The sequence below is a fragment of the Streptomyces sp. NPDC107521 genome (assembly GCF_055598485.1).
On the sequence record NZ_JBVKAT010000001.1, the window covers coordinates 530,038 to 552,382 of the forward strand.

Genomic DNA, 22,345 nt, shown 5'->3' on the forward strand with positions numbered 1-22,345 from the left:
CCCACAAGTAGGAAGGACCGGGCGCGGGCGGACCAATCCGCCCTCCCGTTACGGACCCGTAGCCGAGGTGTCTTGCCGCAGGTCCCGTCCGACACGGTAGCGTCGACCTTGCCATGGAACTTGCCTTCATTCCCAGCCCGTCCAGCGGGGTGCTGCATCTCGGCCCCGTTCCGCTGCGCGGCTACGCGTTCTGCATCATCATCGGTGTCTTCGTGGCCGTGTGGCTCGGCAACCGGCGCTGGGTCGCCCGGGGCGGCCGGGCGGGCACGGTGGCCGACATCGCGGTCTGGGCCGTTCCCTTCGGCCTGATCGGCGGCCGGCTCTACCACGTGATCACGGACTACGAGCTGTACTTCAGCGACGGCCGTGACTGGGTGGACGCCTTCAAGGTCTGGGAGGGCGGCCTCGGCATCTGGGGCGCCATCGCGCTCGGCGGGCTGGGCGCCTGGATCGGCGCCCGGCGCCGGGGCATCCCGATGCCCGCCTACGCCGACGCCGTCGCCCCCGGCATCGCCCTGGCCCAGGCCATCGGCCGCTGGGGCAACTGGTTCAACCAGGAGCTGTACGGGCGGGCGACCGACCTGCCGTGGGCGCTGAAAATCACCTCCTCCGCCGGGGGCCGGGAGCCGGGCACCTACCACCCGACGTTCCTGTACGAGTCGCTGTGGTGCGTGGGCGTCGCGCTCCTCGTCATCTGGGCCGACCGCCGCTTCTCGCTCGGCCACGGCAGGGCCTTCGCCCTGTACGTCGCCTCGTACTGCGCGGGCCGCTTCTGGATCGAGTACATGCGCGTCGACGACGCCCACCACATCCTCGGCCTGCGGCTGAACAACTGGACCGCGCTCCTCGTGTTCCTGCTGGCCGTGGTCTACATGGTGGTCTCGGCGCGGACGCGGCCGGGCCGGGAGGCCGTGGTCGAGCCGGGCGCGGAGAAGGCCGACGGCGCCGCGGAGGACGCGGAGACCCCGAAGGGCGCCTCCGGCGCGGACGCGAAGGGCGCCGCCGAGGACGCGGAGCCCGCGAAGGGCGCGGAGCCCGCCAAGGGCGCCGCCGGGCCCGGGAGCGCCGGGACCGCGAAGGGCGCCGAGGACATTCCCGACGCCCGGGACGGGGACGCCGGGGACTCCGGCGACGTGAGGAACGGCGCCGGGTCGGCCAAGAAGGGCTGAGACGGCACCCGGCCGGACGGCCGGGGCGCGTACGGGCGGCGGTGGTCTCCACCGCCGCCCTCGTCGTGTCCGGCCCCGGATCCCGGTCCCGCCCGGTCCCCGGGTCCCGATCTCCGGGCCCTCGGGCTCGTGGCTGCCCGGCTGCCCGGCGGCTTCGAGGTCCGGCGTCCCGGGCCCGCCTGTACCGCCCGGCTCCGCCCGTACGGCCCGGCTCCGCCCGTACGGCCCGGTCTCATCCGCTGCCGCCGGGCCCCGGCCCCCGGCCTCCGGGCCCCGACGGTTGCGTCCCACCCCGGCGCCAGCACCTGGCTTCCGGGCCTTGACCAGGCCGGCCCCTGGTCCCGGCCCCCGGGCCGCGAGCCCTTGGGCTCCCGGGGCACGGAGGCCGACGGCGCGCATGCCCGGAGGGCTCCGAGGTCCGGCGTCCGGTCCCCGCCCGTACCGCCCGGCTTTGCCCGTACGGCCCGGTCCCCGCCCGTACCGCCCGGCTTTGCCCGTACGGCCCGGCTCCTTCTGCACGGCCCGGTGCTCGCTCGGCCTCTCCGGCCCTTCGCCCGTTCCCCGCACCCGTACTCGGGTTCGTCCGCGCCACCCCTCCCGCGCGCCCCGCGACCCCGTGCCGCCCGGTGCCGTTCCGCGCCCGTCGCCCCGGCGGGATCCGGCCCCGGAGGGGGTCCGTCCTCCCTGTCCGATCCCCGTGCGAGCATGGCCATGGACGTCCTTCCGACGACAAAACCGCAGGTAAGCGCAGCCTTTCCTTGCTGGCGGCAGGGAATGGATCACCGTAGATTGGTTGTTGTCGAGAAGTGGAATTCGTCCAAGGAGCACGCGTCGACGACGTGCTCGACGCTCCCCAGGGGGACCCGCATGGCCATCATCGAGACCGAAGCCGCGCTCCACGAGGCGCACCGCGACAACCACACCCACCGGGACGTCAACGGGGGGTGGCTGCGCCCCGCCGTCTTCGGCGCCATGGACGGGCTGGTCTCCAACCTGGCCCTGATGACCGGCGTCGCCGGGGGCGCGGCCGGGCAGCAGACCATCGTGCTCAGCGGTCTGGCGGGGCTGGCGGCCGGAGCCTTCTCGATGGCCGCCGGCGAGTACACCTCCGTCGCCTCCCAGCGCGAGCTGGTCGAGGCCGAGCTGGACGTGGAGCGCCGGGAGCTGCGCAAGCACCCGAAGGACGAGGAGGCCGAGCTGGCCGCCCTCTACGAGGCGCGCGGCGTCGAGCCGGAGCTGGCCCGCGAGGTGGCCCGGCAGCTCTCCCGCGACCCCGAGCAGGCGCTGGAGATACACGCCCGCGAGGAGCTCGGCATCGACCCCTCCGACCTGCCCTCCCCGCTGGTCGCGGCCGTCTCCTCGTTCGGCTCCTTCGCCCTCGGCGCCCTGCTCCCCGTGCTGCCCTTCCTCCTCGGCGCCGAGGCCCTCTGGCCCGCCGTGCTGCTGGCGCTGGCCGGGCTGTTCCTGTGCGGCGCGGTGGTCGCCAAGGTCACCGCGCGGAGCTGGTGGTTCAGCGGGCTGCGGCAGCTCGCGCTGGGCGGCGCGGCGGCCGGGGTGACCTACCTCCTGGGCACCCTGTTCGACTCGGCCCTGGGCTGACCCCGCTCCGTCAGGATCCGTCTCCCCGCGTTACACGCACGTTAATTCCCTGCCCGCCGGTTTCGCCCCCGAAGCCAGCGGGCATGGTGCGTAAGCGCCACGGGTGAGGAAGCCCGTCGCGTATCCCGCGGAGCGGGCGACGACGCCCCTCCGCCCCGGAGCCGCCGGTCAGCGTCCTTTCCCTCGGCTCGACCCACCACCTCGCACCATCGGGTCCGCGATCCCGAAAGCCGTCGCCGACCCCTCAGATGTCCGCATGCTGGTACGGCGTTTCCGCTTTGCGGGATCCGCAACATCGTGTAGCCTGCACCAGCTTTCGCACTCAGCGGAGGGCCAGCGTCGTCCCTCGGCAACTCGATTTGCCACCCGACGACGATGGGGAGAGCCGATGCACATGCCGCGCCAGCCGTCCCAGCAGCAGCCCGTGACCGACCGGAACCGGTCCTTCATGGACGCCCGCCCCGCCCGGCAGGGCCTGTACGACCCCCGTGAGGAGCACGACGCCTGCGGCGTCGGCTTCGTCGCCACCCTCACCGGTGAGGCGTCCCACACCCTGGTCGACCAGGCCCTCACCGTGCTGCGCAACCTGGAGCACCGGGGAGCCACCGGCTCCGAGCCCGACTCGGGCGACGGCGCGGGCATCCTGACCCAGGTGCCCGACGCCTTCCTCCGCGAGGTGGCCGGATTCGACCTGCCCGAGCCCGGCGGCTACGCCGTCGGCATCGCCTTCCTCCCGCCGGAGGGGACCGCCGCCGCCGTCGAGCGGGTCGGGGAGCTGGCCGCAGAGGAGGGACTGACCGTCCTCGGCTGGCGCGAGGTCCCCGTCGCCCCGCAACTGCTGGGCGCCACCGCCCGCGCCACGATGCCGGTCCTGCGCCAGCTCTTCGTCACCGACGGCACCTCGCGGGGCATCGCCCTGGACCGCCGGGCCTTCGCCCTGCGCAAGCGGGCCGAACGCGAGCTGGGCGTCTACTTCCCCTCGCTGTCCGCGCGGACCGTCGTGTACAAGGGCATGCTGACCACCGGCCAGCTCGAACCGTTCTTCCCGGACCTGTCCGACCGCCGCTTCGCCTCCGCGATCGCGCTCGTGCACTCCCGGTTCTCCACCAACACCTTCCCGGCCTGGCCGCTGGCCCACCCCTACCGGTTCGTCGCGCACAACGGCGAGATCAACACCGTCCGGGGCAACCGCAACTGGATGGCCGCCCGGGAGTCCCAGCTCGCCTCCGACCTGTTCGGCCACGGGCCGGCCGGGGACGGTGCGGCGGGCGGGAACGCCGCCGCGGGCCTGGAGCGGCTGTTCCCGATCTGCACCCCCGACGCCTCGGACTCCGCCTCCTTCGACGAGGTCCTGGAACTGCTGCACCTGGGCGGGCGCTCCCTGCCGCACGCCGTGCTGATGATGATCCCGGAGGCGTGGGAGAACCACGAGTCCATGAACATCGAGGACGCGGGCCGCCGCGCCTTCTACCAGTACCACTCCACGATGATGGAGCCCTGGGACGGCCCCGCCTGCGTCACCTTCACCGACGGCACCCAGGTCGGCGCCGTCCTCGACCGCAACGGACTGCGCCCCGGCCGCTACTGGGTCACCGACGACGGCCTCGTCGTCCTCGGCTCGGAGGTCGGCGTCCTGGACATCGACCCGGCCCGGGTGGTGCGCAAGGGCCGCCTCCAGCCGGGCCGCATGTTCCTCGTCGACACCGCCGAGCACCGCATCATCGAGGACGACGAGGTCAAGGCCGCCCTGGCCGCCGGCCGGCCCTACGCCGAGTGGCTGGAGGCCGGCGAGATCGAGCTGTCCGACCTGCCCGAGCGCGAGCACATCGTCCACACCCACGCCTCGGTCACCCGCCGCCAGCAGACCTTCGGGTACACCGAGGAGGAGCTGCGGGTCATCCTGGCGCCGATGGCCCGCACCGGCACCGAGCCGATCGGCTCCATGGGCACCGACTCCCCGATCGCCGCCCTCTCCGAGCGGCCCCGGCTGCTGTTCGACTACTTCACCCAGCTCTTCGCCCAGGTCACCAACCCGCCCCTGGACGCCATCCGGGAGGAGCTGGTCACCTCCCTGCGCAGCTCCCTGGGGCCCCAGGGCAACCTGCTGGACCCGACCGCGGCCTCCTGCCGCAGCGTCGTCCTGCCCTTCCCGGTGATCGACAACGACGAGCTGGCCAAGCTCATCCACATCAACGCCGACGGCGACATGCCCGGCTTCAAGGCCGCCACCCTCTCCGGTCTCTACCGGGTGCACGGCGGCGGCGAGGCGCTGGCCGCCCGGATCGAGGAGATCCGCGCCGAGGCCGACGCCGCCATCGACAACGGCGCCCGGCTGATCGTGCTCTCCGACCGCCACGCGGACGCCGAGCACGCCCCGATCCCCTCGCTGCTGCTCACCGCGGCCGTCCACCACCACCTCATCCGCACCAAGCAGCGCACCCAGGTGGGCCTGCTGGTCGAGGCCGGCGACGTCCGCGAGGTCCACCACGTGGCCCTGCTCATCGGCTACGGCGCCGCGGCCGTCAACCCCTACCTCGCGATGGAGTCCGTCGAGGACCTGGTGCGGGCCGGGACCTTCCTGCCCGGCGCCGACCTCGCGCAGTCCCTCCGCAACCTCATCCACGCCCTGGGCAAGGGCGTCCTGAAGGTGATGTCCAAGATGGGCATCTCCACCGTCGCCTCCTACCGCGGCGCCCAGGTCTTCGAGGCCGTCGGCCTCGACGAGTCCTTCGTGGAGACCTACTTCCACGGCACCGCCACCAAGATCGGCGGCGTCGGCATCGACGTCGTCGCCCGGGAGGTCGCCGCGCGCCACGCCAAGGCGTACCCCGCCTCCGGCATCGCCCCGGCGCACCGCGCGCTGGAGATCGGCGGCGAGTACCAGTGGCGCCGCGAGGGCGAGCCCCACCTGTTCGACCCGGAGACGGTCTTCCGCCTCCAGCACTCCACGCGCTCCGGGCGCTACGACATCTTCAAGAAGTACACGTCCCGGGTGAACGAGCAGTCCGAGCGCCTGATGACGCTGCGCGGGCTGTTCGGCTTCGCCTCCGGCCGGACCCCCGTCCCGCTGGACGAGGTCGAGCCCGTCTCCGAGATCGTCAAGCGCTTCTCCACCGGCGCCATGTCGTACGGCTCCATCTCCCAGGAGGCGCACGAGACGCTCGCCATCGCCATGAACCGGCTCGGCGCCAAGTCCAACACCGGCGAGGGCGGCGAGGACCCCGAGCGGCTCCACGACCCGGTCCGCCGCTCCGCCATCAAGCAGGTCGCCTCCGGGCGCTTCGGCGTCACCAGCGAGTACCTGGTCAACGCGGACGACATCCAGATCAAGATGGCCCAGGGCGCCAAGCCCGGCGAGGGCGGCCAGCTCCCCGGCCACAAGGTCTACCCCTGGGTCGCCAGGACCCGGCACAGCACCCCCGGCGTGGGCCTGATCTCCCCGCCGCCGCACCACGACATCTACTCCATCGAGGACCTCGCCCAGCTCATCCACGACCTCAAGAACGCCAACCCCCGGGCGCGCGTCCACGTCAAGCTGGTCTCCGAGGTCGGCGTCGGCACCGTCGCCGCCGGGGTCTCCAAGGCCCACGCCGACGTGGTCCTCGTCTCCGGCCACGACGGCGGCACCGGCGCCTCCCCGCTGACCTCGCTCAAGCACGCGGGCGGCCCCTGGGAGCTGGGCCTGGCCGAGACCCAGCAGACCCTGCTGCTCAACGGGTTGCGCGACCGGATCGTCGTCCAGACCGACGGCCAGCTCAAGACCGGCCGCGACGTGGTCATCGCCGCCCTCCTCGGCGCCGAGGAGTTCGGCTTCGCCACGGCGCCGCTCGTCGTCTCCGGCTGCGTCATGATGCGCGTCTGCCACCTGGACACCTGCCCCGTCGGCATCGCCACCCAGAACCCGGTGCTGCGCGAGCGGTTCGCGGGCCGGGCCGAGCACCTCGTCACCTTCTTCCGGTTCATCGCCGAGGAGGTCCGCGAGCTCCTCGCCGAGCTGGGCTACCGCTCCGTCGAGGAGGCCGTCGGCCACGCCGAGGCCCTCGACGTCACCCGGGCCGTCGACCACTGGAAGGCCCGGGGCCTCGACCTGGCCCCCCTGTTCCACGTGCCCGACCTGCCCGAGGGCGCGGTGCGCCACCGGACCGTCGCCCAGGACCACGGCCTGGAGAAGGCCCTGGACAACGAGCTGATCCGGCTCGCGGCCGACGCCCTGGGCGCCTCCGGTGCCGAGGCCGCGGCCCCGGTGCGGGCCCGGGTCGCCATCCGCAACATCAACCGCACCGTCGGCACCATGCTCGGTTACGAGGTGACCCGGAGGTTCGGCGGCGCGGGCCTGCCCGACGGCACCGTCGACCTCACCTTCACCGGCTCCGCCGGGCAGTCCTTCGGCGCCTTCGTGCCGCGCGGCATCACCCTGCGCCTGGAGGGCGACGCCAACGACTACGTCGGCAAGGGCCTCTCCGGCGGCCGGATCGTCGTCCGCCCGGACCGGCGCGCCGACCACCTCGCGGAGTACTCCACCATCGCCGGCAACACCATCGGCTACGGCGCCACCGGCGGCGAGATGTTCCTGCGCGGCCGGGTCGGAGAGCGCTTCTGCGTCCGCAACTCCGGCGCGCTGGCCGTCTCCGAGGGCGTCGGGGACCACGGCTGCGAGTACATGACCGGCGGCCACGCCGTCGTCCTCGGCCCGACCGGGCGCAACTTCGCGGCCGGCATGTCCGGCGGCGTCGCCCACGTCCTCGACCTCGACCCGCGCCGCGTCAACGCCGGGAACCTGGACGCCGTGGAGCCGCTGGACGACGCCGACCGGGAACGGCTGCACGACGTGGTGCGCCGGCACCGGGAGGAGACCGGCTCGACCGTAGCCGCCGCGCTCCTCGCCGACTGGCCCGCCGCCGCGGCGCGGTTCAGCCGGATCATCCCCCGTACGTACAAGGCAGTGCTCGCCGCCAAGGACGCCGCCGAGCGGGCCGGTCTCACCGAGACCGCGATCACCGAGAAGATGATGGAGGCGGCGTCCCATGGCTGATCCCAAGGGCTTCCTCAACCACGACCGCGAGGCCGCCAGGACGCGTCCCGTGGCGCAGCGCGTCAGGGACTGGAGCGAGGTGTACGTCCCCGGCTCCCTGCTGCCGATCATCGGCACCCAGGCGTCCCGGTGCATGGACTGCGGCATCCCGTTCTGCCACAGCGGCTGCCCGCTCGGGAACCTGATCCCCGAGTGGAACGACTACGCCTACCGCGAGGACTGGCCGGCCGCCCAGGAGCGCCTGCACGCCACCAACAACTTCCCGGAGTTCACCGGCCGCCTGTGCCCGGCCCCGTGCGAGTCGGCGTGCGTGCTCGGCATCAACCAGCAGCCGGTGACCATCAAGAACGTCGAGGTCTCCATCATCGACAAGGCGTGGGAGACCGGTGACGTCGTCCCGCGCGTCCCCGAGCGGCTCTCCGGGCGGACCGTGGCCGTCATCGGCTCCGGCCCCGCCGGGCTGGCCGCCGCCCAGCAGCTCACCCGGGCCGGCCACACCGTCGCCGTCTACGAGCGCGCCGACCGCGTCGGGGGACTGCTGCGGTACGGCATCCCCGAGTTCAAGATGGAGAAGCGGCACATCAACCGGCGCATCGAGCAGATGCGCGCGGAGGGCACCCGGTTCCGCACCGGCGTCGAGATCGGCCGGGACCTGAAGGCCACCGACCTGCGCCGCCGCTACGACGCCGTGGTCATCGCCGCCGGGTCCACCACCGCCCGCGACCTGCCGGTGCCCGGCCGCGAACTCCTCGGCATCCACCAGGCGATGGAGTACCTGCCGCTGGCCAACAAGGTCCAGGAGGGCGACTACGTCACCGCCCCGATCTCCGCCGAGGGCAAGCACGTCGTCGTCATCGGCGGCGGCGACACCGGCGCCGACTGCGTGGGCACCGCCCACCGCCAGGGCGCCGCCTCCGTCACCCAGCTGGAGATCATGCCGAGGCCGGGCGAGGAGCGGAATCCGGCCTCGCAGCCCTGGCCGACCTTCCCGATGCTCTACAAGGTCACCTCGGCCCACGAGGAGGGCGGCGAGCGGGTCTACGCCGTCTCCACCACCCGTTTCGAGGGCGACGAGGAGGGCCGCGTCCAGTGGCTCCACCTCGCCGAAGTGGAGTTCACCGACGGCGGGTTCACGCCGAAGCCGGGCACCGGACGCCGCATCCCGGCCCAGCTCGTCACCCTCGCCATGGGCTTCACCGGAACCGACCGGGAGAACGGCCTGGTGGAACAGCTCGGACTGGAACTCGACGAACGGGGTAACATCGCCCGGGACGCCGACTTCCAGACCAATGTGCCGGGTGTGTTCGTCGCCGGTGACGCCGGCCGGGGCCAGTCGCTCATCGTCTGGGCCATCGCGGAGGGCCGTTCGGCCGCCCGCGGTGCCGACCGCTTCCTGACCGGGGCCAGCGACCTGCCGGCCCCGATCCGCCCGACCGACCGCTCCCTGGCGGTCTGACCGGCGGATCGATCCCAGACGTCCCGTACAACGGCGTACGGGCGGGCACTCCGGGGGACTTTCCCCCGGACCCCCCGAGATGGCGCCTGCCCTGTCCCCGACCGGACCCCGGGCAGGCGCTGTCGTCTCTCCGTACGCCCCCGCGCCCGTCCGGGCCGCCCCGACCGCCCGCCGGGACGGGCGGCGGGACCGGCCGCGCCCTACGGCACCCGGTACGTGTCCCCGTACGTCTGCCACGTCAGCGGGGTCCGCAGCGCCAGGTTGCCGGCCTCCAGGAAGCGGCGCTGGGCGGTGTCGATCCGGGAGGTGTCGATGCCGGGGCGCCGGGCCAGCATGGCCGCGCGCCGCACATCGAGGAAGGCGTCCAGGAAGGCCGTCTCGGAGCCGCCCGCGGCCGGGGTCGCGGCCCGCTCCGCCGCCCGCTCGCGCAGCCCGTAGAAGCCGTCGGGACCGGTGTCCGGGCCGTGGAAGACCATCGCGTCGTAGTAGACGAACTGGCCCAGCGGACCCAGGCCGTCCCGCTCGGCCCGGCGCACCGCCGGATCGAAGTAGACCCGGTCCCGCTCCTCCTCCTGCGCCTTGCGGAACGCCGGGACCTCCGCCTCGGCCCGCCATGCCCCGGGGAAGCCCGGGTCCAGGCCCTCGTGGGAGCCGGTCCCGTCGACCGCGCGCAGCGCGGGCAGGTAGCGGGCCAGGCCGTTGTCCGGATGGGCGCGGGTGTAGCGCTCGACGAGGGCGAGCAGGTCGTGGGTGCCGGTGCAGAAGCCGATGATGCCGGCCGTGTAGCCGTCGCCGTGCCCGTCGTCCTCGACGGCCCCGTAGGACGTGCGCCAGTCGACGGTCGAGTTCTCGGCGCTCGACACCAGTTGCTGCGCCAGCTCCTTCTTCTCCGGCGAGGCCAGCCCCGCCGGGGCACCGTCGGCCCTCCCGTCGGACCGGTCCCCGTCGGCCCCCCGCGACGCGGCCGGGGCGGTCACGGCGGACGGGGCGGCGGGGGCGTCGGCCGTGTCGGCCGGCATGAGCAGGTACGCGCCCGTGACCACCACGGGAGCGGCCACGAGGAGCAGCACACCGGCACGTTTCACTGGGGAGGACCTCCGCCCGTCACTGACGACACCCGGCACCGGTCCCGCCCCCCCGCCGCGCGGTCCCGTGACCCCGCGGTCCGGCGGAACGCGACCGGCCCGGCGGCGAACCAAGCTATCAACCCCGGCGGCCCCCCGGCGCCCGGCCGCGGGTGCCGTACGCTCGGGCCACGCCGAAGCCGCTGCGGGAGGGGAGCCCGGATGGCCGCCATCAGCCTGACCAAGGTGCTGGAGACCGCGCCCGCCCTCGCGGGGCCCTACCGCAGCGCCGGGGTGTCGCTGACGAAGCACGGGCTGGAGGGTGTCCGCGCGGCCGTGTACCTGGTCGTCGACCACTCCGGCTCCATGCGGCCCTACTACCGGGACGGCAGCGTCCAGGCGCTCGCCGACCGGGTCCTCGGGCTCTCCGCCCACCTCGACGACGACGGCACCGTGCCGGTCGTCTTCTTCTCCACCGACGTGGACGCCATGGCCGAGATCACGCTCGCCGGCCACGAGGGGCGCATCGGGCGGATCGCCGACGGGCTCGGGCACATGGGCCGCACCCACTACGAGGCGGCCATGGACGCCGTCATCGACCACTACCTGGACAGCGGCGCCCGCGACCCCGCCCTCGTCGTCTTCCAGACGGACGGCGGCCCGAGCAGCCGGACCGCCGCCGAACGCCATCTGTGCAAGGCGGCCGGGCTGCCGCTGTTCTGGCAGTTCGTCGGCTTCGGAGACCCGGACAGCCGCCGGTTCGACTATCTGCGGAGGCTGGACGAGCTGGCCGTGCCCGCCAGGCGGGTCGTCGACAACGCCGGGTTCTTCCACGCCGGGCGCGACCCCCGCCGGATGTCCGACGCCCGGCTGTACGACCTGCTGCTGGGCGAGTTCCCGCAGTGGCTCGCGGCGGCCCGCGCGGCGGGCATCGTCCGGACCGGGTCCGGGACAGCCGGGATCAGGGCAGCCCGGATCAGGGGATGAGGGCCCAGCCGATCCGCACCGCGGCCGTCAGCTCCACCGCGCCGGGGGCGAGGTCGCCCGCCGGTCCTCCGCCGGGCCCGGCGCGGAGACCGGGCGGCTGGACGGGCCCCGCCTCCAGGTCCCGCAGGGAGACGACCGGCCCCAGTCGCACCCCCGCCGCCCCCGCGTACACCCCGGCCCTGCGCCGGGCGTCGGCCACGGCCCGGCGGCGCGCCTCGTCGCCCAGGGCCTCCCGGTCCCGCACGTCGAACTCCACGCCGTCGATCCGCTGCGCGCCCGCGGCCACCACGTCCACGATCAGCCGCTGGAGGCCGTCCAGCGCCTCCGTCTCCACCCCGTACGCCGCCCGGCACGCGTAGCCGACGAACCTGCGGCCGGTGCCGTAGCCGTCGAACCCCGAGGCCAGGGCGAGCCGCGAGGCCGACACCCCGTCGTCCTCCAGACCGTGCCGGCGCAGCACCCCGCGCAGCCGCGACACCGCCTCCCCGGCCTTGCGGAACGCCAGGTCGGGGGAGGGCTCCACCACCTCGACCACCAGCGCCACCCGGGCCAGCCCCGGCTCCGCCCGCACCCGGCCCACACCCGTCACCGTGAGCCCGCCGGGCTCCCCGTCCGCCTCCGCCATGGGGGCATTCAAGCACCGCGCCCGGACACCGGCCACGCCCCGCCCGCCGGGGCCGCCCGCTCCGGCCCCGCCGCGGCGCAGGTGCCGGTGCCGCGTCCGCCCCCGCGGTGCCGCCCGTCCCGGCCGCGCGGGCGGCGTCCCTGGGCGGCGTCGGCGCGCCGCGCCGCACCCCCCGGCGCGCCGGGGAGGCGTTCGGGCGGTGAGACGGTCTGCGGCGGTCCGCCCCCCACCCGTAGGGTGGGCGACCATGACCACCAGCAACACGGGCACCGGCGCGGAGGACCCCGCCGTCGTCGAGGAGCTGAACCGGCTGCGCGACAGCATCGACAACATCGACGCCGCCGTCGTCCACATGCTCGCCGAACGGTTCAAATGCACCCAGCGGGTCGGCCACCTCAAGGCCCGGCACTCCCTGCCGCCCGCCGATCCGGCCCGCGAGGCCCGGCAGATCGCCCGGCTGCGCTCCCTCGCCGAGAGCGCCAGACTCGACCCGGCCTTCGCCGAGAAGTTCCTCACCTTCATCATCGCCGAGGTGATCCACCACCACGAGCGCATCGCGGAGCACAAGGACGACGACGCGGCCCCCGCGCGGGGCTGACCCCCCCCGCGGCGGCCCCGCTCGGCGCGCGCGGCGGCCCCCTCAGAGTGTGCCGCCACCGCCGAACGAACCGGACAAACATCGTGAACCGGCCCGGCCCTGTGCGCCGCCCCCACCATCGGGCAGCATGGCCACCATGTCCGTACTGACGCGCGACGAAGCGCAGACCCGTGCCCAGCTCCTCGATGTCCACCACTACACCATCGACCTCGACCTGACCGGCGGCGACGAGACCTTCGGTTCCCGCACCGCCATCCGGTTCACCGTCCGCTCGGGGACGGGCAGTACGGACACCTTCGTCGAGGTCAAGCCCGCCGAGCTGCGCTCCGTGACCCTCGACGGACAGCCTCTCGACCCCGGCGCCCTGGACGGCAACCGGCTGCCGCTGACCGGCCTCGCGCCGGGCGAGCACGAGCTGCGCGTCGAGGCGTCCATGCGCTACTCGCGCACCGGTGAGGGCATGCACCGCTTCACCGATCCCAGCGACGGCGAGACCTATGTCTACACCCAGCTCTTCCTGGACGACGTGCAGCGCGTCTTCGCCGCCTTCGACCAGCCCGACCTCAAGGCCGTCTTCGCCCTGACCGTCACCGCCCCCGAGGAGTGGACGGTCCTCGCCAACGGCGTCACCGAGCACACCGGCGGCGGCGTCTGGACGGCCGCCCCCACGCCGCCCGTCTCCACCTACCTCGTCGCCGTCGCCGCCGGGCCCTGGCACTCCGTGCGTGCCGAGCACCGCGGGCTGCCCTTCGGCATCCACTGCCGCCGCTCGCTCGCCCCCCACCTGGAGGCCGACGCGGACGAGCTGTTCGAGATCACCCGCGCCTGTTTCGACCGCTACCACGAGAAGTTCACCGAGCCCTACCCGTTCGACTCCTACGACCAGGCGTTCGTCCCCGAGTTCAACGCCGGCGCCATGGAGAACCCGGGACTGGTCACCTTCCGCGACGAGTTCGTCTTCCGCTCCGCCGTCACCGACACCGAGCGGCAGACCCGCGCCATGGTCATCGCCCACGAGATGGCCCACATGTGGTTCGGCGACCTCGTCACCCTCAAGTGGTGGGACGACATCTGGCTCAACGAGTCCTTCGCGGAGTACATGGGCTACCAGACCGTCGGGGAGGCCACCCGCTTCACCGACATCTGGACCGACTTCGGCGTCGCCCGCAAGGCCTGGGGCTACAACGCCGACCAGCGCCCCTCCACCCACCCGGTGGCCCCGGAGAACGTCGAGGACACCGCCTCCGCGCTGCTCAACTTCGACGGCATCTCCTACGCCAAGGGCGCCTCCGCCCTGCGTCAGCTCGTCGCCTGGCTCGGCGAGAAGGACTTCCTGACCGGCATCAACCTCCACTTCGAGCGGCACAGGTTCGGCAACGCCACCCTCGCCGACTTCATCGACTCGCTCGCCGCCGCCACCGAGCGCGACGTCCACACCTGGGCCGACGCCTGGCTGCGCACCACCGGCGTCGACACCCTCGCCCCCCGCGTCACCGGGGACAACGGCGGGCGCCTCCTCACCGTCGAGCGCACCGGCAGCCGCCCGCACCGCATCGCCGTCGGCCTCTACGACCAGGACCTCACCGACGAGGGCCGGCTGAGCCTGCGCGAGCGCTTCGACGTCGACGTGCCGCAGAGCGAGCCCCGGCCCATCGGCAAGCGCCCCGCCCTGATCGTCCTGAACGACGGGGACCTCACCTACGCCAAGGTCCGCTTCGACGCGGAGTCCTTCCGCACCCTCGTCGCGACCCTGTCCGGACTCCCCGGCGCGCTCACCCGGGCCGTCGTCTGGAACGCGCTCCAGGACGCCGTGCGCGACGGCGAACTGCCGGTCACCGAATACCTGGAGACCGCCCGCGCGCACCTCCCGCACGAGACCGACCTGGCCCTCGTCGACGGGGTGCTGACCTTCGCCACCACCCAGGTCGCCCGCCGCTACGTCACCCCCGAGCAGCGGCCCGCCGCCCTGGCCGTCCTGGCCGAGCTGTGCCGCGACCTCATCCGGCGCACCGAGGACGGCGACCACCCCGGGCTGCGGCTGATCGCCGTGCGGCACCGCATCAGCACGGCCACCCAGCCCGACACCATCGCCGGCTGGCTCGCCGAGGGCACCGTCCCCGGCGGCCCGGAACTCGACCCGGAGCTGCGCTGGCGGGTCCTCACCCGGCTCTCCGTGCTCGGCGCGGTCGGCGAGGCGGAGATCGCCGCCGAGCTGGCGCACGACCCCAGCGCCACCGGGCAGGAGGGCGCCGCCCGATGTCGGGCCGCGCTGCCCGACGCCGGGGCCAAGAGCCGTGCCTGGGCCGCCATGTTCGACTCCGACGACCTCTCGAACTACCTGTTCACCGCGACCGCCCAGGGTTTCTGGCAGCCCGAGCAGGCCGAGCTGACCGCGGAGTACGTCGCCCGCTACTACCCCGCCGCGGTCGCCCTCGCCGCCCGCCGGGGCCCGGCCATGGCGGAGGCCGCCGGACACGGCGCCTTCCCGGTGTACGCCGTCGACCCCGAGACGCTGCGCCTCGGCCGGGAGTGCCTCGACACGGACGGCCCGACCCCGGCCCTGCGCCGCAAGCTCGTCGACCAGCTCGACGACCTGGCCCGCGCCCTGCGCGTCCGGGGGGTCGAGACGGACTGACGGCACGGGCGGTGCCCCGGTACGGGTCCGCTGCCCTTACCCGGGACCGGCCCGGGGGTCTGGGCCCCGGAGGCCGGTCCGGGGCCGGGGCTCCGCCCGGGGTCCAGGCTCCGCCCGGGGGCCGGGGGCCGGGGGCCGGGGGCCGGGGGCCGGGGGCCGGGGGCCGGGGGCCCGCCCGGGCCCGGCGGGTCGGTTGACGAGCCGGGTTGACGCACCGGGCCCGCCCGGAGGCCGGACGGGAGGGACCCGCCGCCCGGCGGAACGGGCCGACGGCGCCCGCCGGACGCCCGCGGCCGACGGCGCGGGAGCGGGCCGGGAGCCCGGACGCGGGAAGGGACGGACCCCCGCGGCCACCCCTCGGAACGGCTCCCCTCCGTTCCCCGGCCGACCGCCCTCCCCGGCCCGCGCGGCGCCCGGGGCGGACGTGCCCCGCGGGGCCCCGCCGGTGGGGCGACGGGCGGCGGTACCCCCTTTCGGGTTCTGATCAGCACGGTTGCCGGGCAGGCACGGGGGAGCGCGGCCACCCTGGGGGCTGTCCGTTCCCGCCCGGAAGGCAGTCCATGGGCATGCCGCCCCCCGCCCGCACCCCCGACCCCCGGAGCCCCCGGCCGACCCCGGCACCGGACCCCCGGGAGGCCGACGCCCACCCGCGCACCGGGACGGGCACGGGGGGCGGTACGCGCCGGGGCACCGGGACGGGCCGGAGCGCCGGCGCTTCCCGCCGGCCCGGTGCCCGCGCTCAGTCCGCCCACGTCCGGGCACGTACCGGGGGGTGGCCGGGCGTGGGGAGCCGCCCGGGTGCCGGCGTCTTCCGTCGGCCCGGGATTCTCGTGGGCCCGGGTGCACCGGTGCCTTCCGGGACGGGTCCGGGCGCCGCGACCGGCCCGTGTGCCGGTGCTTCCCACCGGCCCGTGACCTCCGCTCGCCCCGGCGCCCCGGCACGTGCCGGGACCCGGCCGCGCGTCGCCGCGTCCTCGCGGTCCGGGACCCTTCCGCCTACCGGGGACCGCGGGCGCTCCGGCGCCGCATGGTCCGGCACTTCCGCGCAGGGCGTCCCCGTACGCTCCCGCGCCACCCCGCGTACCCGTACCGCCTCTCGCATCCGCGTCACTTCGCGTGCCAGGGCTGTCCCGTGTACCCGTACTGCCCCCTGCTTCCGCGTCACTCCGCGTACCCGTACAGCCTCTCGCATCCGCGTCACTCCATGTGCCGGGGCTGTCCCGTGCACCGGTACCGCCCCCTGCGTCCGCGTCACTCCGCGTGCCAGGGCTGCGCCGCGCACCTGCACCGCCCCCTGCACCCACGCCACCCCGCGCGCCAGGGCCGCCCCGTGCCTTCGCGCCACCCCGCGCCCCGGTGTCCCCGGCCGCTCCCGCGTCCCGGTGTCGGCCGGAGGCTCCGCGCGTGCCCGGGACTCCATACGCGCCCGGCGCACCGGCACCGCGGCGCACGCCCCCGCGCGCACGGCGGGCCCCGCGCACCTCCGGCCCTCCCCGCGCCCCACGCCCGCGCGCACGACGGCCCGCCCCGAACCCCCGCCTACGGCCCTACGACCGGCCGGCTCCCCGGCCCCGTGGAAGGACAACCCCCGTCCGATGAACGACCCGCAGTCCGCCCCGCCCGCCCCCGACGAGCCCCACGACCTCGTCGGCATCGGCATCGGCCCCTTCAACCTCTCCCTGGCCGCCCTGGCCGACCCCCTGAGCGGGCTCGACGCCGTCTTCTACGACCAGCGCCCCTCCTTCCACTGGCACCCCGGTCTGCTGATCGACGGCGCCCGCGTCCAGGTCCCCTTCCTCGCGGACCTCGTCACGCTCGTCGACCCCGGCAGCCCCTGGTCCTTCCTCAACCACCTGCGGGCCCGCCAGCGCCTCTTCCCCTTCTACTTCGCCGAGCGCTTCCACATCCCGCGCACCGAGTACGACGCCTACTGCCGCTGGGTCGCCGAGCGGCTGCCCGCCCTGCGCTTCGGCCACCGCGTCGACGCCGTCCGCTGGAACGCGGGGGACGGCCTCTTCGAGATCGACCACACCCGGATCGGCGCCGACGGCGGTGCGACCGCCCGGGCCCGCGCCCGCGCCAGGAACGTCGTCCTCGGCATCGGCACCGAACCCCACGTCCCGGAGGCGCTCGCGCCCCTCGTCGGCGCCCCCGGCGCCCCCGTCGTGCACTCCTCCGACTACCTCGCCCACCGCGACGCGCTGCTCGCCGCCGGGCACATCACCGTCATCGGCACCGGCCAGTCCGGCGCCGAGGTCTTCCTCGACCTGCTCCGCCGCCGCCCCGTCGGGCGCGAGCGGCTGCACTGGCTCGGCCGCACCGGCGCCTTCGCGCCCATGGAGTACTCCCGGCTCGGACTGGAGCACTTCACCCCCGACCACACCCGCTACTTCCACGCCCTGCCCGAGGAGGTGCGTGACGGCCTCGTCGCCTCCCAGTGGCAGTTGCACAAGGGCATCGACGCCGACACCGCCGCCGCCATCCACGACGAGCTGTACCGGCGGACCCTGGGCGGCGGCTGGCCCGACACCGTGCTCACCCCCGGCGTCCGGGTCCGCACCGCCGGGCGGCTCGCCGCCAGCCAGGTCGAACTCCACCTGGAACACGTCCCGCAGAGCACCCGCACCCGGCTGACCACCGACGCGGTCGTCCTCGCCACCGGCCACCGCGAACGCCCCCTGGACCGCCTGCTGGCCGCCCTGGAACCGCAGCCGCGCCGGGACGGCCGGGGGCGCCCCCGTGTCGACGAGTCCTTCCGGCTGGACCTCGGCCCCTCCGTCACCGGCCGGATCTACGTCCAGAACGCCGAGACGCACACCCACGGTGTCGGCGCCCCCGACCTCGGCCTGGGCGCCTGGCGGAGCGCGAGCATCCTCAACGACCTGACCGGCACCGAGCCCTACCCCCTGCCGGGCCGCACCGCCTTCACCACCTTCGGACTGGCCGAGGAGCGCCTCCGGGTCCCGTCCGCGCGCCGGTACCGCACCCTCGTACCGCTCGCGGACGGCACCTGAGGCCGCCGGACGACGCGCCCCCGCCCCCGTGCGCGACGCTCATCGGAGCGGGGCGGCGCACCGTTGACGGTTTGTCAGGAACCCTTTGACCAAAGGTGGTTGAGTGGTCATGTGCGGCCAATTCACTACCCGCTGGTACGGCATAGGCTCGGACCCATGCGCCGAGCGAAAATCGTCTGTACCCTGGGGCCCGCCACCGACTCCTACGACCAGATCAAGAGCCTGGTCGAGGCCGGCATGGACGTGGCCCGCTTCAATTTCAGCCATGGCACCCACGCCGAGCACGAGGAGCGCTACCACCGGGTGCGCAAGGCCGCCGACGAGACCGGCCGCAGCGTCGGCACCCTCGCCGACCTCCAGGGCCCGAAGATCCGGCTCGGCCACTTCACCGAGGGCCCCGTCCTGCTTGAGCGCGACGACGAGTTCACCATCACCGTCGAGGAGGGCGCCGGGGGCGACCGGCACGGCTGCGGCACCACCTACGCCGGTCTCGCCGACGACGTCACCCCCGGTGAGCGCATCCTGGTCGACGACGGCCGGGTCTGCCTGCGGGTGACCGGCGTCGACGGCCCCCGGGTGCGCACCCGGGTGGTCGAGGGCGGCATGGTCTCCGACCACAAGGGGCTCAACCTGCCCGGCGTCTCGGTCTCGGTCCCCGCGCTGTCCAAGAAGGACGAGGACGACCTGCGCTGGGCGCTGCGCAACGGCTTCGACGTGATCGCCCTGTCCTTCGTGCGCAGCGGCCGCGACGTGCTGGACGTGCACCGGATCATGGACGAGGAGGGCCGCCGGCTCCCCGTCATCGCCAAGGTCGAGAAGCCGCAGGCGGTCGAGAACATCGAGGACATCGTCGCCGCCTTCGACGGCGTCATGGTGGCCCGCGGCGACCTCGGCGTCGAGATGCCCCTGGAGCAGGTCCCGATCGTGCAGAAGCGCGCGGTCAAGCTGGCCCGGCGCAACGCCAAGCCGGTCATCGTCGCCACCCAGATGCTCGACTCAATGATCGACAACGCCCGCCCGACCCGCGCCGAGGCGTCGGACGTCGCCAACGCGGTCATCGACGGCACGGACGCCGTGATGCTCTCCGGGGAGACCAGCGTCGGCAAGTACGCGGTGGAGACGGTGCGGACGATGGCCCGCATCGTGGCGGCGGCCGAGGAGGACCTCCTCGCCGGGGGGCTGCCGCCGCTGACCGGGCAGGACAAGCCCCGCACCCAGGGCGGCGCGGTGGCCCGCGCGGCGGCGGAGATCGGCGACTTCCTCGGCGCGGAGTTCCTGGTGGCGTTCACCCAGTCCGGGGACACCGCCCGGCGCCTGTCCCGCTACCGCTCGCCCATCCCGCTGCTGGCCTTCACCCCGGACCCGGCCACCCGCTCGCAGCTCAGCCTCACCTGGGGCGTGGAGACCTTCCTCGGGCCGCGGGTGGAGTCCACCGACGCGATGGTCGACCAGGTGGACGAGCTGCTCACCCGGCACGGGCGCGGGGAGAAGGGCGACGCCGTGGTCATCACGGCCGGATCGCCGCCCGGTGTCCCCGGGACGACGAACATGGTGCGCGTCCATCACATCGGGGAGGACGACTGCTGACCTCTGAAAGAAAGGGATACGTGCCCCGGGTGGGACTCGAACCCACACTGAATGCCTTTTGAGGGCATCGTCTCTGCCGATTGGACTACCGGAGCCTCTTCGAACCGAAGGGCAGTGTATCCCCTCGGTGAAGCAAACATACAGGAGCTGGGTAGGCTCTTGTCAGCAGTGCCCCTGCACCGAACGAGGAGCCCCACGTGACCGCCCCCGAGCCGCCCCAGCCAGAGAACGCGCCCGAAGACGACGCGTCGCACGTGCCTCCGATGACGACCCGCGTCGTCATCGCCGAGGACGAGGCCCTGATCCGGCTCGACCTCAAGGAGATGCTGGAGGAGGAGGGGTACTCCGTCGTCGGCGAGGCCGGCGACGGCGAGCGGGCGGTGGAGCTGGCCCGTGAGCACCGGCCCGACCTGGTGATCCTCGATGTGAAGATGCCCAAGCTGGACGGCATCTCGGCCGCCGAGCGGATCGCCGCGGAGAGCATCGCCCCGGTGCTGATGCTGACCGCCTTCTCCCAGCGCGATCTGGTGGAGCGGGCCCGGGACGCCGGGGCGATGGCGTACCTGGTCAAGCCCTTCAGCAAGAGCGACGTCGTCCCGGCGATCGAGATGGCCGTCTCCCGGTTCACCGAGCTGAAGACGCTGGAGAAGGAGGTCGCGGACCTCAGCCAGCGGCTGGAGACCCGCAAGCTGGTCGACCGCGCCAAGTCCGTGCTCCAGACCGAGTACGGACTGACCGAGCCCGCCGCCTTCCGGTGGATCCAGAAGACCTCCATGGACCGCCGGATGTCCATGCAGCAGGTGGCCGAGGCGGTCATCCAGGACGCCGAGGAGAAGAAGGCGGCCAAGGGCTGACCCCCCGTCACCGGCCGGGCCACCGCCCGCCGCTGCCCGGCAAGGGCACCGCACGCGTCCGGGCCCGTACCCCCGTCGAGGGGTACGGGCCCGGACGCGTGCGGCGGCGGGACGGGGTGCTCAGTCCTCGCCCAGGTACGCCTTGCGGACCGAATCGTCGTGCAGCAGGTCCTGGCCGCTGCCGGAGAGCACGATGTTGCCGACCTCCATCACATGGCCCTGGTCCGCCAGCGACAGCGCGGCCTGGGCGTTCTGCTCGACCAGCAGGATCGTGGTGCCCTGCGCCTTCAGATCGGCGATCGTCGACATGATCTTCTGCATCATGATCGGCGACAGTCCCATCGAGGGCTCGTCCAGCATCAGCAGCTTCGGCTGCGACATCAGCGCCCTGCCCATGGCGAGCATCTGCTGCTCACCGCCGGACAGGGTGCCCGCGGCCTGCCTGCGCCGCTCCCCGAGGATCGGGAAGAGGTCGTAGGCGTGCTGGATGTCGCGCTCGATGCCCTGCCTGTCGCTGCGCAGGAACGCGCCGAGCCGGAGGTTGTCCTCGATCGCCATCCTGGGGAAGATGTGCCGCCCCTCGGGGGAGTGGGCGAGCCCCAGGGAGACGATCTGGTGGGCGGGGACCTTCTTCAGCGACCGGCCGTTGAAGCGGATCTGTCCGCCGACGGGCTTCAGCAGCCCCGACAGGGTGCGCAGCGTCGTGGTCTTGCCCGCGCCGTTGGTGCCGATGAGGGTGACGACCTCGCCGGCCTCCACGGTGAACGAGATGCCCTTGACGGCTTCGATCTTGCCGTAGGCGACCCGGAGGTCCTCGACTTCGAGCAGGGCGGTCATCGGTCGTTCTCCTTGCCGGCCGGGGTGTCGGCCGCGGTGCCGGCGTTGGCCTCGGCGGCCTCCACCTCGGCGGCTTCCGCAGCGCCGGGGTCGTTCTCCAGGGGTTCGCCCAGATAGGCGGCGACGACGCGCTCGTCGCCCTGGACGGTGGCGCTGTCGCCCTCGATCAGCTTCTCGCCCTGCACCAGGACGGCGACGCGGTCGCAGAGGTTGAAGATGAACCGCATGTCGTGCTCGATGACGAGGATCGCGATGCCCTTGTCGCGGATCGCGAAGACCAGTTCCTCGGTGGTCCGGGTCTCCTGCGGGTTCATGCCGGCCGTCGGCTCGTCCAGCAGCAGCAGGCCCGGCTCGCTGGCCAGCGCGCGGGCGATCTCCAGCTTGCGCTGCTCACCGTAGGGGAGGTTGCGGGCCAGGTGGTCCGCCTTGGCGGCCAGGCCCACGAACTCCAGCAGCTCCATGGCGTGTTCGCGGGAGGCCGCCTCCGCCCGGTGGAAGCCGGGGCCGCGCAGGACGGCCGACCAGAAGCCCTCCCTGGTGCGGGTGTGGCGGCCGACGAGGACGTTCTCCAGCACCGTCATGTTGTTGAACAGCCGGATGTTCTGGAAGGTCCGGGCGATCCCGGCGGCGGTCACCTTGAACGACTTGGGCGGCAGCACCCGGTCCCTGTAGCGGACCTCGCCCTCGGTCGGGATGTACAGACCGGTGAGGCAGTTGAAGAAGGTGGTCTTCCCGGCGCCGTTGGGGCCGATGAGACCGACGATCTCGCCGCTGTTGACCGTGAGGTCCACGCCGCGCACGGCCGTCAGGCCGCCGAAGCGCATGGTGACCCCGCGTGCGTCCAGGACCGTGGTGGCGGTGCCCTTGGTGGTGGTGTCGGTGGTCATG

14 protein-coding genes and 1 tRNA gene are annotated in these 22,345 nt (G+C 74.0%); 10 read left to right on the plus strand and 5 right to left on the minus strand.

Annotated elements, in window-relative coordinates:
* Positions 1–113 precede the first annotated feature (113 nt).
* From lgt to ACZ7LB_RS02280, 4 genes are all read left to right on the plus strand, one after another.
* Positions 114–1,169, plus strand: coding sequence for a prolipoprotein diacylglyceryl transferase (lgt, locus tag ACZ7LB_RS02265; RefSeq protein ID WP_471464946.1), 1,056 nt, complete (start codon positions 114–116; stop codon positions 1,167–1,169).
* An 867-nt stretch (positions 1,170–2,036) separates the two neighbouring features.
* Positions 2,037–2,768, plus strand: a complete 732-nt coding sequence (locus ACZ7LB_RS02270; RefSeq protein WP_471464947.1) for a VIT1/CCC1 transporter family protein — start codon at positions 2,037–2,039, stop codon at positions 2,766–2,768.
* A 448-nt stretch (positions 2,769–3,216) separates the two neighbouring features.
* Positions 3,217–7,800, plus strand: a complete 4,584-nt coding sequence (gene gltB, locus ACZ7LB_RS02275) for a glutamate synthase large subunit (protein ID WP_471465116.1) — start codon at positions 3,217–3,219, stop codon at positions 7,798–7,800.
* Complete coding sequence (locus tag ACZ7LB_RS02280) at positions 7,793–9,256, plus strand: glutamate synthase subunit beta (protein WP_471464948.1); 1,464 nt, start codon at positions 7,793–7,795, stop codon at positions 9,254–9,256. The genes gltB and ACZ7LB_RS02280 overlap by 8 nt, the downstream gene beginning before the upstream one ends.
* 200 nt (positions 9,257–9,456) lie before the next feature.
* On the opposite strand, the gene ACZ7LB_RS02285 is transcribed toward ACZ7LB_RS02280, so the two are convergent.
* A complete protein-coding gene (locus ACZ7LB_RS02285) occupies positions 9,457–10,341 on the minus strand; it encodes a chitosanase (RefSeq protein WP_471464949.1) in 885 nt (294 codons plus the stop codon).
* A gap of 201 nt (positions 10,342–10,542) precedes the next feature.
* Here ACZ7LB_RS02285 and ACZ7LB_RS02290 point away from each other — a divergent pair, with 201 nt between their 5' ends.
* Positions 10,543–11,307 carry a vWA domain-containing protein gene (locus tag ACZ7LB_RS02290; RefSeq protein WP_471464950.1) on the plus strand — a complete coding sequence of 255 codons (765 nt, stop codon included), beginning with the start codon at positions 10,543–10,545 and terminating at the stop codon, positions 11,305–11,307.
* On the opposite strand, the gene ACZ7LB_RS02295 is transcribed toward ACZ7LB_RS02290, so the two are convergent.
* Positions 11,297–11,932 carry an SIMPL domain-containing protein gene (locus ACZ7LB_RS02295; RefSeq protein WP_471464951.1) on the minus strand — a complete coding sequence of 212 codons (636 nt, stop codon included), beginning with the start codon at positions 11,930–11,932 and terminating at the stop codon, positions 11,297–11,299. The two genes, ACZ7LB_RS02290 and ACZ7LB_RS02295, sit on opposite strands and share 11 nt — an antisense overlap.
* Positions 11,933–12,179: 247 nt before the next feature.
* Between ACZ7LB_RS02295 and ACZ7LB_RS02300 the strand changes: the two genes are divergently transcribed.
* From ACZ7LB_RS02300 to pyk, 4 genes are all read left to right on the plus strand, one after another.
* Positions 12,180–12,530, plus strand: a complete 351-nt coding sequence (locus ACZ7LB_RS02300; protein ID WP_471464952.1) for a chorismate mutase — start codon at positions 12,180–12,182, stop codon at positions 12,528–12,530.
* A gap of 136 nt (positions 12,531–12,666) precedes the next feature.
* Positions 12,667–15,165, plus strand: a complete 2,499-nt coding sequence (gene pepN / locus ACZ7LB_RS02305; RefSeq protein ID WP_471464953.1) for an aminopeptidase N — start codon at positions 12,667–12,669, stop codon at positions 15,163–15,165.
* A 1,595-nt stretch (positions 15,166–16,760) separates the two neighbouring features.
* Positions 16,761–18,179: a lysine N(6)-hydroxylase/L-ornithine N(5)-oxygenase family protein gene (locus ACZ7LB_RS02310; protein WP_471464954.1), complete on the plus strand. Its 1,419-nt coding sequence runs from the start codon at positions 16,761–16,763 to the stop codon at positions 18,177–18,179.
* Between the two features lie 156 nt (positions 18,180–18,335).
* Positions 18,336–19,766, plus strand: a complete 1,431-nt coding sequence (gene pyk, locus ACZ7LB_RS02315) for a pyruvate kinase (protein WP_471464955.1) — start codon at positions 18,336–18,338, stop codon at positions 19,764–19,766.
* A 21-nt stretch (positions 19,767–19,787) separates the two neighbouring features.
* On the opposite strand, the gene ACZ7LB_RS02320 is transcribed toward pyk, so the two are convergent.
* Positions 19,788–19,861: transfer RNA gene (locus tag ACZ7LB_RS02320), tRNA-Leu, on the minus strand.
* Between the two features lie 102 nt (positions 19,862–19,963).
* Between ACZ7LB_RS02320 and ACZ7LB_RS02325 the strand changes: the two genes are divergently transcribed.
* Positions 19,964–20,620 carry an ANTAR domain-containing response regulator gene (locus tag ACZ7LB_RS02325; protein WP_471464956.1) on the plus strand — a complete coding sequence of 219 codons (657 nt, stop codon included), beginning with the start codon at positions 19,964–19,966 and terminating at the stop codon, positions 20,618–20,620.
* Positions 20,621–20,740: 120 nt separating this feature from the next.
* Here ACZ7LB_RS02325 and ACZ7LB_RS02330 read toward each other — a convergent pair whose 3' ends face one another.
* Both ACZ7LB_RS02330 and ACZ7LB_RS02335 read right to left on the minus strand, forming a co-directional pair.
* On the minus strand, positions 20,741–21,457 hold the full coding sequence (locus ACZ7LB_RS02330; protein ID WP_471464957.1) for an ABC transporter ATP-binding protein: 717 nt from the start codon (positions 21,455–21,457) through the stop codon (positions 20,741–20,743).
* Positions 21,454–22,344 carry an ABC transporter ATP-binding protein gene (locus ACZ7LB_RS02335; protein WP_471464958.1) on the minus strand — a complete coding sequence of 297 codons (891 nt, stop codon included), beginning with the start codon at positions 22,342–22,344 and terminating at the stop codon, positions 21,454–21,456. The genes ACZ7LB_RS02330 and ACZ7LB_RS02335 overlap by 4 nt, the downstream gene beginning before the upstream one ends.
* Position 22,345 lies beyond the last annotated feature (1 nt).

Excerpts from the sequence above, each read along its gene's own strand:
- lgt (WP_471464946.1), top strand. The coding sequence starts at position 114 with ATGGAACTTGCCTTCATTCCCAGCCCGTCCAGCGGGGTGCTGCATCTC.
- ACZ7LB_RS02270 (WP_471464947.1), top strand. The coding sequence starts at position 2,037 with ATGGCCATCATCGAGACCGAAGCCGCGCTCCACGAGGCGCACCGCGAC.
- gltB (WP_471465116.1), top strand. The coding sequence starts at position 3,217 with ATGGACGCCCGCCCCGCCCGGCAGGGCCTGTACGACCCCCGTGAGGAG.
- ACZ7LB_RS02280 (WP_471464948.1), top strand. The coding sequence starts at position 7,793 with ATGGCTGATCCCAAGGGCTTCCTCAACCACGACCGCGAGGCCGCCAGG.
- ACZ7LB_RS02290 (WP_471464950.1), top strand. The coding sequence starts at position 10,543 with ATGGCCGCCATCAGCCTGACCAAGGTGCTGGAGACCGCGCCCGCCCTC.
- ACZ7LB_RS02295 (WP_471464951.1), bottom strand. The coding sequence starts at position 11,932 with ATGGCGGAGGCGGACGGGGAGCCCGGCGGGCTCACGGTGACGGGTGTG.
- ACZ7LB_RS02300 (WP_471464952.1), top strand. The coding sequence starts at position 12,180 with ATGACCACCAGCAACACGGGCACCGGCGCGGAGGACCCCGCCGTCGTC.
- pepN (WP_471464953.1), top strand. The coding sequence starts at position 12,667 with ATGTCCGTACTGACGCGCGACGAAGCGCAGACCCGTGCCCAGCTCCTC.
- ACZ7LB_RS02310 (WP_471464954.1), top strand. The coding sequence starts at position 16,761 with ATGAACGACCCGCAGTCCGCCCCGCCCGCCCCCGACGAGCCCCACGAC.
- pyk (WP_471464955.1), top strand. The coding sequence starts at position 18,336 with ATGCGCCGAGCGAAAATCGTCTGTACCCTGGGGCCCGCCACCGACTCC.
- ACZ7LB_RS02330 (WP_471464957.1), bottom strand. The coding sequence starts at position 21,457 with ATGACCGCCCTGCTCGAAGTCGAGGACCTCCGGGTCGCCTACGGCAAG.
- ACZ7LB_RS02335 (WP_471464958.1), bottom strand. The coding sequence starts at position 22,344 with ATGACCACCGACACCACCACCAAGGGCACCGCCACCACGGTCCTGGAC.